The organism is Paenibacillus sp. CH40 (genome assembly GCF_024213605.1).
GTDB lineage: Bacteria > Bacillota > Bacilli > Paenibacillales > Paenibacillaceae > Paenibacillus > Paenibacillus polymyxa_B.
In genome coordinates, this window is sequence record NZ_JANAVQ010000002.1 from 80,265 (window position 1) to 93,806 (window position 13,542).

General features: G+C 46.8%; 11 protein-coding genes. 1 reads left to right on the forward strand and 10 read right to left on the reverse strand.

The annotated features are described in order from the left end of the window. Positions 1–164: 164 nt before the first annotated feature. Together NLX73_RS06795 and NLX73_RS06800 are read right to left on the reverse strand one after the other, a co-directional pair. Complete coding sequence (locus tag NLX73_RS06795; RefSeq protein ID WP_069291805.1) at positions 165–1,295, reverse strand: bifunctional cystathionine gamma-lyase/homocysteine desulfhydrase; 1,131 nt, start codon at positions 1,293–1,295, stop codon at positions 165–167. Position 1,296: 1 nt separating this feature from the next. After that, positions 1,297–2,220 carry a PLP-dependent cysteine synthase family protein gene (locus NLX73_RS06800; RefSeq protein WP_023988377.1) on the reverse strand — a complete coding sequence of 308 codons (924 nt, stop codon included), beginning with the start codon at positions 2,218–2,220 and terminating at the stop codon, positions 1,297–1,299. Between the two features lie 255 nt (positions 2,221–2,475). Here NLX73_RS06800 and NLX73_RS06805 point away from each other — a divergent pair, with 255 nt between their 5' ends. Then, a complete protein-coding gene (locus NLX73_RS06805) occupies positions 2,476–2,838 on the forward strand; it encodes a hypothetical protein (protein ID WP_254325742.1) in 363 nt (120 codons plus the stop codon). A 119-nt stretch (positions 2,839–2,957) separates the two neighbouring features. Here NLX73_RS06805 and NLX73_RS06810 read toward each other — a convergent pair whose 3' ends face one another. The 8 genes from NLX73_RS06810 to rpsN all read right to left on the reverse strand — a co-directional run bounded on the left by NLX73_RS06810 (position 2,958) and on the right by rpsN (position 13,354). Further along, positions 2,958–3,257, reverse strand: coding sequence for a DUF6509 family protein (locus NLX73_RS06810; protein WP_061831931.1), 300 nt, complete (start codon positions 3,255–3,257; stop codon positions 2,958–2,960). Then, positions 3,251–5,218 carry an ATP-dependent DNA helicase gene (locus tag NLX73_RS06815; RefSeq protein WP_254325743.1) on the reverse strand — a complete coding sequence of 656 codons (1,968 nt, stop codon included), beginning with the start codon at positions 5,216–5,218 and terminating at the stop codon, positions 3,251–3,253. The genes NLX73_RS06810 and NLX73_RS06815 overlap by 7 nt, the downstream gene beginning before the upstream one ends. Before the next feature lie 474 nt (positions 5,219–5,692). Then, positions 5,693–6,187: an RDD family protein gene (locus NLX73_RS06820; protein WP_254325744.1), complete on the reverse strand. Its 495-nt coding sequence runs from the start codon at positions 6,185–6,187 to the stop codon at positions 5,693–5,695. A 399-nt stretch (positions 6,188–6,586) separates the two neighbouring features. Next, entirely contained in the window at positions 6,587–7,723 is a 1,137-nt protein-coding gene (locus NLX73_RS06825; protein ID WP_254325745.1) for a glycoside hydrolase family 88 protein, read from the reverse strand. Positions 7,724–7,780: 57 nt separating this feature from the next. Beyond that, complete coding sequence (locus NLX73_RS06830) at positions 7,781–9,691, reverse strand: glycosyl hydrolase (protein ID WP_254325746.1); 1,911 nt, start codon at positions 9,689–9,691, stop codon at positions 7,781–7,783. A 28-nt stretch (positions 9,692–9,719) separates the two neighbouring features. Beyond that, positions 9,720–11,624: a heparinase II/III domain-containing protein gene (locus NLX73_RS06835; RefSeq protein WP_254325747.1), complete on the reverse strand. Its 1,905-nt coding sequence runs from the start codon at positions 11,622–11,624 to the stop codon at positions 9,720–9,722. 207 nt (positions 11,625–11,831) lie between these two features. Next, positions 11,832–12,824 carry a cation diffusion facilitator family transporter gene (locus tag NLX73_RS06840; protein ID WP_209941956.1) on the reverse strand — a complete coding sequence of 331 codons (993 nt, stop codon included), beginning with the start codon at positions 12,822–12,824 and terminating at the stop codon, positions 11,832–11,834. A 260-nt stretch (positions 12,825–13,084) separates the two neighbouring features. After that, positions 13,085–13,354, reverse strand: coding sequence for a 30S ribosomal protein S14 (rpsN, locus tag NLX73_RS06845; protein ID WP_250268176.1), 270 nt, complete (start codon positions 13,352–13,354; stop codon positions 13,085–13,087). Between the last annotated feature and the right edge of the window lie 188 nt (positions 13,355–13,542).

Consider the following 13,542-nt stretch of genomic DNA (forward strand, 5'->3'; position numbering starts at 1 on the left):
GAGACGTAGTCGCGGTTATATCCCGTTTAACATTCAATTGAACTATATAAAACTATTCGTTATTACATCTACGTACTCCTCTGTTCTTCTCAAAAAAGTAGCTGTGATAAAAAAACAAAAAAAAGAGGCAGCCTCAGCTACCTCTCTTGATCCCACTTATTTTCTTACAATGCTGCCTGTAAGTCTTCGATCAAATCTTCCAGATCTTCGATCCCAACCGAAATCCGCACCAAACCTTCGGTAATGCCTAACTCTGCACGACGTTCTACCGGAATAGAGGCGTGCGTCATACGTGCCGGAACGCTAATCAGACTTTCAACCGCTCCCAAGCTTTCAGCTAGTGTAAAATATTTTACCTTTTTCAGAAGTGCAACCGCGTTAGCGTCACTACCTACATCAAAGGAAATGATGCCGCCAAAGCCTTCAGCCTGGGTTTTGGACAGTTCATGTTGTGCATGGCTTTCCAATCCAGGGTAGTACACTTTGCTAACCTTCGGATGTTTTTCCAAAAAGGCTGCAATTTCCTTCGCATTTTGCTCAATCGCTTCCATACGCAGACCCAACGTTTTAATACCACGGATCAATAACCAAGAATCCTGCGGGCCGAGAATAGCACCAATGGCGTTTTGCAGAAAATGCAGTTGTTCTCCCAGCTCGTCGCTGTTCACAACAGCCAGACCGGCTACAACATCGCTGTGGCCGCCCAAATACTTGGTAGCAGAGTGAATGACGATATCAGCCCCAAGTGTAATTGGCGTCTGCCAATAAGGGGTAGCAAATGTGTTGTCGACGATCAGTAAAAGATCATGTTTTTTTACAAGCTCCGAAACAGCGCGGATATCAGTAACCTTCAAAAGCGGGTTCGTTGGCGTTTCGACATACAATGCCTTCGTATTCGGACGAATTGCTTTGGAGATGGCTTCCAGGTCAGTCGTATCCACAAATGTGGATTCAATTCCGATACGGCTGAGCACTTTGCTTACAATACGGTAGGTGCCTCCGTATACATCATCGGTCAGCAAAATATGATCCCCTGCATTAAACAGTGAAAATACCGCATGAATGGCTGCCATACCCGAACCGAAAGCAAAACCACGCTTTCCTTCTTCCAGATCCTTGATCAGCTCCTCCAGAGCAAATCGGGTCGGATTGCCTGTACGCGAATATTCGTATCCCTTATGGACGCCAATTTCCTCTTGCTCATAAGTGCTTACCTGATAAATAGGAACGTTAACCGCGCCTGTATGGGGATCGGTAGGAAGCCCACCGTGAATCAGTTTTGTTTTGCGTTTCATTTTATATCCCGCCTTCATATATTTTTTTGCTCAGATAACGTTCGCTGCTATCCGGGAAAATGGTAACAATATGTGCGCCATCCGGTGCATTTTCTGCTTCCAGTAAAGCGGCATGTAAAGCAGACCCTGAAGAACTGCCAACAAGAAGACCTTCACGTGCAGCCAGTTCCTTGACACGGTCAAAAGCATCGACATCGCTAATAGTGTGAATGGCATTGAAATATCCTTTATCCACAAATTCAGGGATTAATTCCATGCCAATTCCTTCTGTTTTATGTGGGCCTGACTCGCCGCCATTCAAAATGGACCCTTCCGGCTCCACGATGACCGTTTTAAGGGCTGCATTTTGTTCCTTAAGATAACGCGAGGTTCCCATAAATGTTCCCCCCGAGCCTGCACCTGCCACAAATACGTCCACTTTGCCGTCCAGATCGTTCCATATTTCAGGTCCCATTGTCGTATAATATGCCTCGGGATTATCCGGATTACTGAATTGCCGTGGCAAGTAGGCATCTTTTATTTCAGCAGCCAATTCTTTTGTTTTTTCGATGGCTCCTTTCATTCCCTCACTTGTCGGGGTATGAACAATGCGCGCTCCCAATGCCTTCATCAGGTCCTGCTTCTCTTGGCTGAACTTCTCAGGCACAGCAAAAATAACCGAGATATTATAATGAAGCGCTGCCATCGCAAGACCAATACCTGCGTTGCCTGCTGTTGCTTCAATTAATGTCCCCCCTGGCTTCAGCTGACCTGTTTTTAATGCTTTTTCAATTAGAGCCTTCCCCACCCGATCCTTAACACTGCCACCGGGATTCATAAACTCCAGCTTCGCAAACAGGCGAATTCCTCTCGGTAGAGAATAGCTGTTCAGCTCCACTAATGGCGTGCGTCCGATGAGTTCAAGGGTATTTTGATATACATTCATAATTTCAAGCTCCTTTTAATGGCGAATCCAAAATAAACCAATGGTCAAAAATTAACGCCTATTGTCGGAGAAGTTCGCTATCATCTCCGAGAAAACACAGTAATACGGTAAGTATTGATGCAATAAGATTTTATGTGTATTTGAAGCTTTTGTCAAATGGACCAGCCACAGTACCCACACCCCCTGCCTGCTTGCTCGATATGATAGAGAAGATGTCACAAAATATCCTTGTGCAACATAAGGAGGAGTTCATATATGGGAAAGCAATTTCTGAAGATAGCTGCCGTATATTTTGCCCTCAGTGTGCTGCTTAGTGTAATTATTGGCGTGTCGGGTGATTACAGCCTGTCCAAAGTTCAGTCTCATACCCATTTGCTGGGTTGGATTGCACTTGGAATTATAGGTCTGATCTATGTGACCTTTCCTGCACTTTCAGTTACTATTCTGGCACATATCCATTTTTGGATGCATAATATCGGTCTGCCCGTGTTGATATTGGCGATTATAGGTGAAAATTACAAGGTTCCAGAGGCTGGAGTTTGGATCGTCATAGGATGGGTGTTACTCGCCGGGGGGACTATGCTGTTTATGGTGAATGTGTGGGATAGACTGCGCTAAAGCAAATAAGTTCTCTTCAATGGCCATAAAAATAAGGAGCCTGATCATGTCAGGACTCCTTGATATCTTCATTATATGTTAGCTATATACCAGCTTTGCTAGCTAAGTGTTCTATACTATTACTTCACTGTTTCATCCTGTACATGTTCTTTACAGAAGGTCTCAACAGCTTGCAACTCATCATCTTCAAGTTCAAGATCAATGTAACGATTCGTTACTTTTTCAATTAATTCATACTTTAGCAGTCCCGTCTTTTCTTCGTCTACTAAATAAAGACAACGGATATACAGTCCGTTTTCAGTGTATAGCTCGTCGTCCTCCTCTACCTCTACATCAATGATAAATTCATAACGCTGTCCAGTCAAAATACCAAAAGCATCTTTAATCTGATCTACTGTGTACGTTGTAAAGTTCAACATGTTTTTATTCCCCCCGGGTTTCCTTCAATTACGGTGCATTCTACGCCCGCAGGCAGTAGTTGTTCAACTTGTGTACGTACTTCTTGACGACTCAAATCCTGGCCCATGATGGATATCCAGCCCCGATCATTACGCGAGCGAATTAAACGCCCTATGCCTTGTCTGAGTCTAAGTGCCATGTGAGGCATATCTATCTGAATAAACGGATCTGCTGCATCCTTGCGCAGAGCCGTAAAAACCGGATCATTCGGAGGAAATGGCAGTGACCAGATAATGACGTGCGACAGAGAAGGTCCAGGAATATCCAATCCTTCCCATAATGTAACAGCGCACAACACACTTTCCTCATCATTCTGAAAAGCTGAGATCAGATGGCTGATTTCAGCCGAACCTTCGTACAGAAAACGATAGGCAGACGCCTCCGGGTAGGCAACGAGACCCGTCTGGAATGCAGCCAGTTCTTCCTGTGAAGGAAACAGGATAAGCGCTCTTCCCTGTGATTTCTCCAGCAGTGCCAGTGCTCTCGGGATTGGATCATCCCCCGCTTGCAACGGGTACAGTGCAGCTTGCATCTGATCGCTGTAGTCATAAGGTGAAGCAACAGAAAACGTTAGCGGATTTTCAATACCGAGACTCTGCGCCATATAGTCAAATGAGCCCTCTACGGAAAGCGTAGCCGAGGAAAATACGATTGGTATTTGCTGTGCAAATACTCGTTCTTTGAGAATCTCTTTTACCATCTTCGGCATAACCACGAGCGTTAATCCATCCTGATCCTCCATTACCCAGGAAATGAGAAGTTCAGGACGCTTAAACAAAGCCAACGCGGTTTGGATCATTTCCAAATGCTCTTCCACAATTTTGACTTGATACTCATCCAATGAGAATAGCCCGCTTTCAAATACAAGCTCTTCTTCGATCGTGCCGATCAGTTCACCAAAGCGGTTTACCTCTTGAATCAGTGACTCATTCAGAATGAACTCCTTGCGATTAGAACCCTGTACCGGCTGACTGTTCTTATCAAGCGCAGCGAACAAAGCCTCACTTTGGGAGATCGCATCTTCGATCGTCATTGCCAAAGATTCCCGTACTTCTCCCTCCAGCAATCGGGTAATTATAGATTCAAACTGAGCGTGCTTTAGCTTGTAGGTAAGCGCATTTTGTGCCGCTGTCTCCAGCAAATGCCCTTCGTCAAAGACAACAGAGCTGTGCTCCGGCAGCAACGGCAGCTGACCCTCGCGCTTTCTCGCTTCGTAGGTCCATACATGCTCCATATAAAAGTCATGAGAGCAGATGACCAGATCTGCCGCTTTACGGTAATGATCACGAGACAACGTCTGACCGCAACGATGCCGCTGATGGCAAACGAGACAGTCTTGAAATACATCCCATCCGAGTCTGCTCCACTGTCCATCTGTTAGCTCGGGATATTCCTTTCGGTTCCCGTAAGGAGTAAAGGATTGTAACGTATCTGGAAAATGAACAAAATCCGGCAGTTCCTGATAAATATCACGGAAAACATCTGCGTCCTCATCCAGTCCGCCTCGCACCTCATCCAGCTTATTCAGACAAATATACTGATCCGGCGACTTCCCCAATCTGGCATCAATCGTCAGATTCAAATGCTGTGCCAGCTTGGCAATATCCCCTTCCGGCTTTACCAATTGTTCAATTAACGATTCGTCCGCACAGGCGATAATCGCCGGTTTTCTCATGTATCGGGCATATGCAATAGCGTACAGCAGGTATACGAGCGTTTTACCAGTGCCCACACCTGCTTCTGCAAAAATGGTCTTTTTTTCCTTATAGGCACGTTCTAGCTGGAATGCCATATAAATTTGTTCATCCCGAACCTCAAAGCCGACTTCAGGCAAAACTTCATAAAATACATCCGCAATCCAGTCACTTGCCTGCTCAATAAACGGCTTGGACGGATCAAAGGCAAAAGGGTAAGTAGTCAATCGGGCTGTGCCTCCAATTCGTTCATAATGTGCATCCTTTCATTATAACGCAAAACAAGCTAAAAAGAACATGAAAACTGTAAGAACAGCTTACATTTTTTATTTCGCTATAAGAATCCCTTTAAAATAAAGGGACATACTTTTGTCTGAGTGAGACGCTACGTGTAGCATTTGATCCTACAATCGCTGTTGCCCCGGGATTCTCAGATTTTCATAAACCTTTTAAAAGGTAAGAATCCCATGGCAAAGGCGAACGCTACGCTTCTCCAGATTCAAATCCTCCACTACGCTGCACACCACCGTTGTATCGTTATTTTATAAATGATAAATGTCTTGCTTTTCTGACAAAAAAAGTAAAACACCATAACAAAATGAAAAAACAAATAACCACCTAATGTATTGCAAGCATTAGCTGGTTTCTTGTTAATTGAAGAATATGCATTAAACAGAAGCTTTGGTGATCTCCTCTAATACTTACAGAAAAGACGATTGCTGCTCATATCGCTGCAATTCTTTTTTATGTACAACAAAGGTGTTGGTACAAAGATCGTGGAGTCCCTGTTTTTTGGCAGTAAAAGCAACCACAATATAAATAATATGAGCAATTACAAAAGAAATAGCTTTAATCCAATAACGTCCTGAGGCGTGTAAAAATCCAAGGCGTTTTCCTTCCTTGTCTACGACAACTAAAGAGAACGCAAGCTTACCCGGTGTAGCCTGTACTTTCGATGATTCCCATAAACCACAATACAGCCATGGTAGCACGAGCCAAAGAATCAGCGGCCACAACATAAGCAGTACTTGTATGAAACCCGTCTCCTTTATGCCCAGAAGATCTGGGATAATGTAAATTGCGCCCCCTACTAAAAGGACTATGGCAGTAAGGATGATCAGATCAATCAAAAACGCTGCTGTTCTTATCCAAAATCCTCCGTATATTCTTTTTGTACTATCACTTGTTGCTGTCATGATATGTATAACTCCTTTTGAAAATGAGATTTAAAATCCAGTTTATCCCTTTATCCAAGAAGATATCATACGGTTACCCACCTATATTGTCAATTTACGAGCAAATGCTCTTAAACAAGTAAAAGGACCTATTTCCATGCATCAAAATGAAAATTTTCATAGGAATTAAGAGCTTATATACAATGATTTTTCTCTGATTGGGTACAAAATAAGCGCAGCTATGATCTCTTAACTACCCATAAGTAGTACTTTGGCATCGAAATAAATCCAGCCTTTTCATGCATAAAAAAACAGCGTATATGTAAATGAAATTACACACACGCTGTCTCACAATTCATTCCGTAAATCTGACAAATTATAGGACGATTAAAAATAAGTTCGTTCTTGCACGCTTATACACTATATTTTTTTGCATTCAACACTAAACAAACCTTCTTCACCGCGCAGCTTTGCCAATGCCTCGACAAAGAAATAATCGCCATAGATAATGGGAACGTTGATGTATTTTTGCTCAGGATAATGTACGGTTCCGTTCAACAGCAATCCCTCATACTCCTCGCCCCACGCTGTACACGTATGATGCAAGCCCTCGAGGATAGATTCTGCTGCTTCTGTAAAATGCTCCGCACGCGCCGAATATTTTGCTAGCTCCAGCAAACCACTGGCCGCAATTGCCGCAGCCGATGAATCCCATGCCCCGCGGTGCTCTTCCTCTGCTCTAAAATCCCACACAGGCAGGCAAGCATCACCCAGCTGGGATAGAAAAAAATCAGCCGTGTTCTCGGCCACCTTCAAGTAACGCGAATCGCGCGTGTACCCATACGAAAGCGTAAAACCATACAAAGCCCAAGCCGTGCCACGTGCCCAAGCAGAACCGGGAGCAAATCCCTGTCCGCCATGCTCGGCGACCTTTTTTCCAATCTCCGGATCGAATTCGACCACATGTGTGATAGAGCCGTCCGAACGGACAAATTCACGTGCTACGGTATCTGCATGCTGCACAGCGAGAGCGGCAAAACGCGGATCTCCGCTTTCCTCCGAAGCCCAATAAAGCAAGGGTAGATTCATCATACTGTCTATAATCGCAACGCCCCGTGTATCCATGTCCTTCGAGGGAAAGTTCCACGCGCGAATAAAACGGCCATTCACGTTAAAACGGGCAGCCAGCAGATTGGCAGCCAACAACCCACGTCTTCTGGACTCTGAATCTCCGGTCAGCCGATGGGCGGCCACACCGCTGAGCAGCCAAATAAAGCCAAGATCATGGTCTACAGCTTCGCTATTATAGAGTATTTTTTCCAAACGACCCTCACACCGCTGTGCAATCCCGGCAGCCACACTGTCAGGACGCGCCCGATTGACTAGCCATAGCAGCCCCGGATAAAAACCTGCTGTCCACCACGCTTCTTCACGATTATCATAACGTCCACCCTCAGCAACATGTGGAAAAGCGTCTCCCAGTCTTGCCGCCAAGGCAAGCGTCTTATCCAAAGCCAGCTCCCACGATTGCTCCAGCCACGCTTCTGCTTTCGTCATTTCTTTTTTCCTCTCCTTTTTCCACGTGTTAAATCATATTTATGGCTCTAGCTCTATCTATTCAGGTAACCGAATGATAAAGGAAATGCGATTACTTTCACATTCCAGACGCGCTCCCTTAAGTAACCCATTCCGACAGGCCACGGAAGCTAATTCTTCCGGCCATACCACGTTCGTTCCTTCCGTCGTCGGGATGACTTCGAGGCTTGCACCTGCGTATTCTACTCGAATGCTTTCCGTTTCTTCCCCGGCTGACATGACATGATGAATAACGCTGCGCTCCCGACCGTCATACGCCATTAAGGGAATAAGCGCCCCTACATTCTGAATATTGCCTTGAAGCTCATACGCCACTTCAATTTTGCCGGGTACCTGACGATAATGCGTTCGGATTTCCCTCACTCCCGGGAATGGGCCTTTCCACAGGAGTGTAAAATCCGTTGCTCCGTCAGACGCTGAGCTTTGTTCCATCTGTACGGTTCCTCCACCATCCTGCGGGTCAATCCCTCCATCCCGGTCGAACTCCAGCGTACCGGGAATACCTTCCGACAAGCTGTGCCACTTTCCGTCCTCCGTTTGCCAGGCCGGGGTATAGCTTAGCGGGAAAATATCTCCCTCCGCGAAGCCTGTAAAGCCGCGGTCTGCATGACCTGCTGAGGACGGACCGATCAGCGACGGCAGCGCAGACTGCTGAATACGCACGATGCCCGGAACATTGTACGGATCGTTGACCGATGTTTGCACAAGCATTTGCTGCCCCTCTACGGCTGCAATGACAGTCTGGAACCAACCGTCCGTTGCCAACACCCGGCTGCCGATCTCCGCCGGGATGAAGGTTGGGGAAATGCGATCCATCTCCTCACCATGTAGAAGGGTGTGGGCCAGCACAGCCGCCGTCCACAGACTGTAGCAGGTATGATTCGAGTACACCTCAAAGCCATGCCGTGCCTCGGACGGATAATGGTTGCGGACGATATGCAGCTTGCCGTCATCGGTCTGCCAGCGGCTAATCGCTTGCCAGCATAGATCTGCTGCCCGTCGGAACGCACCTGCGAGCCCATGCTCTCCTGCTGTAAAAGCCTGCTGAGCATGTGTTGTAAAGACAAAGGCCGCCGCCGCTTCGTTCCACTGATGCTGCGCGCTTCTTCCACGCGGCGGAATTTCCCCGTGCGGGGATAGTGCCAGTAATGTGCTGAGCGCCCCCCTGCGAAGGTAATCACGCAGTTCGAGTGCGCAGCTGCCATCATATCCGTTCTCCAGCATCACGCCCAAATGAAAACGTGTAACGATATCGTAGGCAAATGGGCTATTGGGCCGATCCAGCGGTCCATCCTGATACAGGCCCAACCCGGTAAAACGAGGCAAATGGTAGCTGCGGATATACGTCTCCATCCATTCCGAATCGGCTGCAATTCCTTCCGCTGCACGCAAAAACTCGCCGGAAATCATAATCGCATTCCAGTTGATCATCCGGTTCGGATTTTTCATTTTACTCATCGTAAAAATGTAGGTCTGCTCCGGCTGAATCCTGCTCAGTTGCTGTTTCCAAGCCGTGGCTTGCTCTGGCAGCAGATTTTTAAGGAGCCGATACGCGCCCATCATCATTATTGGAAAAAAGTCTGGGTGGTGATCTGGCGCTTTTTCCTCCACTACACAAGCTATGCTATGCGTCAAGGCCGCAGCAGCAGATTCCAGTAAATCATGCCGGCCTTCTTTGATCAACACCGCCGCTGCCAACGCATAGGACGGGGTGGAGTAGTACCGTTCACTTTCGGAATGGGGGTCAATGATAGCTCCGGTATCATCCTGATGCAGGGCATATGCGCGAACCAGCTTTTCCAGCACGGCCAGCTTACGTTGGTGAGTCCATCCGTCATTCACTCGATTTGGCGCGCTTTCCACCTGTTCTATAAATCTCTCCAGTTCCGTCTGCCAAGGGTACACGCTGCCTGTCTGCAGCTTATTCATCCTGTCTGCCTCCCATTCAAAATGAAAATTAATGTATGGTAAAAAACAGATTGCAATCTACGCTTGCAGAATCGCTCCAGTGATTGGAGTCTAGTTGCAGCGATGTTTTATAAAACACAAAGGGAGCTCCGTCATGATCTATGTGCTTCACAGCCTCCAACCCCGCCCGCAGCACGCCGGCATCATAATCTAGCCTGACGACTGCGTTCGCTCCCTTCCATTCTACGAAGCCTGTTCCCAGATTAGGCTGAATACAGCTGATGAAAAACTCCTCCACATCCCATGACTTCATGCTCACGCCAGACGTTTCAAACTCAAAATGATCGGTGACGGTAAGCCTTGCCCCCTCGTTTCCCTCCAGCACATTCCATATAAAGGAGCGGGTGAAGACCGCCAATTCTTCTACGGGATAAGCAGATGTCAAATCAAGCTTAAGCCTTGTGCCCGTCTGTACCTCCTCCTGCTCATCCAAAGCAATATCCAGCACAACCGCCTTTGCCTTTGCGCCCGATTGCTGCATAGTCCCATTGATGACAGGCACGGAATGACCACTAGAGGAGATATTAATAATCGACTCTCGTCCCGGTGAAAAATAGGCTTTCGTATACAAGCCTGCTCCCAGATCACACAATAGATTCTCGCCACCGCCATGAAGGATGAAATGTCCAAGATCGTTATGATTGTGCGGTTCATTGTTATGCCCAGCCTTCGCTGAAAAAGCAAGCATGACACCTGATTCACCCTTTTGGCTTCTGGGTCCACTATGGCTGGAACTACGGCTGCGGCACATCAGCCAACCGAGTTGCGGCAAATAATTGGCAACGGTCTCACCGCTCCCAAATGCCAAAGAATTCGTCCAAACCAGGTTACGCAATACATGAGCCCAGCGGCGACAGGGGTCTTCCAACAGACCAGGTACGCGGAAAGGGAGTGTAGATGGTCGTTCTTGCAATGAATTCAAATGAGAGATGAGTCCGGAAGGCAATCGTTCAGTTTCACTACTGTCCGAATAATTAGCGAAAATTCCATTCGACAGATGAACCCGCTCTGCAAAGGCTGCAATTTGCCTAACCTTTTTCGAGTTCAGAATATCCACAGCTCCCTCGGTAAACTCACGCAGCATATCGGCAAAATAAATGAAATAACCAAAGCCGTACACCCAGTATCCTACGCCTTCGGGGCATCCCCCGTCCTCACTATAGCCTGCCAAAAAACAATCCAGCGCGCCCAGCATACTCTCGATGGCTACCGCTCTGGAAGAGTCATCTTCTACCAGCAGCAGTGCTGCAATTCCGCAACCGGAGGCACATACTGCCGACCAGTTATGATCTGCGGTTTCCCATCCAAAATGACGAGGCTTCCAAAAAACGGGTTCCAGTACACGACGTTCGATCTCTTCGTGCACCTGAGCGACTACATGGCTAGCCAGTTGTTCTCCTAGCAGCAATAAAATTTCAACCAGCGTTTGTGCTGTTTCGGACGCGAATAAATCCACCTGCTGCCAAGGCGGTGTTACGCTGTCCTCTTCATTGACATGTGCAGGAAGCGCCCATGTGTACTCACTGCATATGTCCAGCAGACCGCTTTCCACCTCTTTCATCTTTCGAGGCTCCGGCTTGACAACAGCTTCCAGCACTATAGCAACCAGTCGTCCACGCCGTTCAAAGTACACATCTTCATACGGCTTGCGCTCTCCTGTATTAGCAAATTGCCGAAACAGAGACAACGGCAGTTCAGGCCATGATGCTTCCCGATTATCTTTACAGACACGCTCAATATCCATCCAAAGCTCGGCGTATATCGGCTCAGAGACAGTCGTCCGTAGCCTTTTTGTCCAATTACTCCTTAACCGTTGCCTTGCTGAATCCTGCATGCCGCCAGCCAGCGCCTTAACGAGCCGCGAAGCAGGCCAAGCCTCCCTCAGAAGACTCATCTGCATTTCCTCCTCATGAGAAGCATTTGTTTCACCCTCTTTTTTTGTTAACGCTTTCATTGTATCTAACAATCATTGTAAATTCAAAGGGGTAGCAAAACAATTGAGAAAAAATAAAAGAACCTCTATGCCCCGTTGCCGTGGTCATGGAAGTTCTTGTTTTACACTAGTGCCAATCTCCGTCCAGATTCGCTTTGATCATGTTTTCTAAACTGTGGGTTTCTCTTGTTTCCACTTTCTAATCCCGTCATCCTCCAGAATACCCAGTGCTGCATCTGAGATATTAGGATCACGCAGCAAAGCGTCCTCGACTCTAAATTTAATATCGTCAGCATCTGCCAGCGTCATGCCCGGCGTAAGCTCAATCAACCCTTCCACGTGATAATAGCGTCCCTCCTGTAAAATACGCATTTGATAAATATCCGTAACATGCGTATCTGCGAGAATAATGGAAGCCACACGTTCTTCGATATCAGGAGGAGCAGATACACCGATCAAACCTACCATGTTGTCGTAACCGACCCGGAAAGCAACACCGACCATCAGACAACCGATGAGAATACTTGAAATGCCGTCCAGCAGTTTAAAATCTGTCAGCGATGTGACCACCACTGCTAGCAAAGCGAGTACTCCACCCGTTGTTGCTACCAAATCTTCATAAAACACCAGCCGGGTTGGCGGTGCAGCACGCCCCACATGGCGGAACGCAGAGGTGAAAATGCCTAACCCCTTCGCTTCTACTCTGGATTCATGCAGCACTTCTTTCATCGCTTTGCTCCATACAAATCCGTCCACCACTAGTGACAAAATCAGCACTATTACATTAATCCAAAATCCATGTGTAGATTCAGCCGGATGCTGCAGCAAATGAATGCCTTCCAATGCGGTTTCATAGGCCATAATCGTTACGACAATAACGGCAACCATACAGAACAGGTTAATCACTCGTCCAAAGCCGGTAGGAAAGCGTTTTGTCGGTTTTTTCTCTGCCAGTACACTGCCCGCGAATACAAACATTTGATTCACTGCATCCGCAATGGAATGCATCATCGTAGCAAACATTGAGCCGCTGCCCGTCAAGGCAAAAGCAATCCCCTTAATCAGAGCAATGCCGGTATTCCCTAACGCCGCCGAGCCCGAGGATTTGTTTCCTTTTTTGACCATACTCCAAAAGGAGTCCTCTCTCTGTTTCACTTCCATCTTGTAGCTCCTCCTGAGGTATACATAATCTGATATATCCACATTATGTAATCGTTTGTTATGTATTATTTTTAACCCGTCCATATTCTACCTAACCATCTGAGGAGAATCAATACAAACGATAATATTTTCCATGGAAAAGGAATGCCCCATGTCCCCCTACGACATGAAGCATTCCCGTTACAACCTTCTATCAGACATACCCTCAGGTTAACAACACAGATAATCTCCATGCGCTGACGATTGACATAAGTGCCTATTTACCAGCTTGATTTCGTAATTCCTGGAATTTGGCCTTTATGTGCCAACTCGCGGAACGCGATTCGAGACAGCTTGAATTTGCGCAAGTATCCTCTAGGTCTGCCTGTCAGCTCGCAACGGCTTTTCAGGCGGATTGGAGATGAGTCACGCGGAAGCTTTTGCAAAGCTTCGTAGTCCCCTTTTGCTTTCAATTCACGTCTCAGATCCGCATATTTAGCTACAATTTCCTGGCGTTTCTTCTCTTTTACGACTTTTGACTTCTTGGCCATGTAAAGCTCCTCCTTGTGATATATGCCAATCATGAAGGTTCACCATCACTACCGCGGGATGGATGAACACGGATATGGACATGATTTCACACCTTAAATAGTAATCATTACGATTACCATTTAATATACTGCTGTTTCAGGTGTATTGTCAACCCATGCGGTTTGAATCACAACAATAAAAGCCGCTG

Coding starts and splice junctions, on each gene's coding strand:
- NLX73_RS06795 (WP_069291805.1), bottom strand. CDS start 1,295: ATGAAACGCAAAACAAAACTGATTCACGGTGGGCTTCCTACCGATCCC.
- NLX73_RS06800 (WP_023988377.1), bottom strand. CDS start 2,220: ATGAATGTATATCAAAATACCCTTGAACTCATCGGACGCACGCCATTA.
- NLX73_RS06805 (WP_254325742.1), top strand. CDS start 2,476: ATGGGAAAGCAATTTCTGAAGATAGCTGCCGTATATTTTGCCCTCAGT.
- NLX73_RS06810 (WP_061831931.1), bottom strand. CDS start 3,257: ATGTTGAACTTTACAACGTACACAGTAGATCAGATTAAAGATGCTTTT.
- NLX73_RS06820 (WP_254325744.1), bottom strand. CDS start 6,187: ATGACAGCAACAAGTGATAGTACAAAAAGAATATACGGAGGATTTTGG.
- NLX73_RS06825 (WP_254325745.1), bottom strand. CDS start 7,723: ATGACGAAAGCAGAAGCGTGGCTGGAGCAATCGTGGGAGCTGGCTTTG.
- NLX73_RS06830 (WP_254325746.1), bottom strand. CDS start 9,691: ATGAATAAGCTGCAGACAGGCAGCGTGTACCCTTGGCAGACGGAACTG.
- NLX73_RS06835 (WP_254325747.1), bottom strand. CDS start 11,624: ATGAGTCTTCTGAGGGAGGCTTGGCCTGCTTCGCGGCTCGTTAAGGCG.
- NLX73_RS06840 (WP_209941956.1), bottom strand. CDS start 12,824: ATGGAAGTGAAACAGAGAGAGGACTCCTTTTGGAGTATGGTCAAAAAA.
- rpsN (WP_250268176.1), bottom strand. CDS start 13,354: ATGGCCAAGAAGTCAAAAGTCGTAAAAGAGAAGAAACGCCAGGAAATT.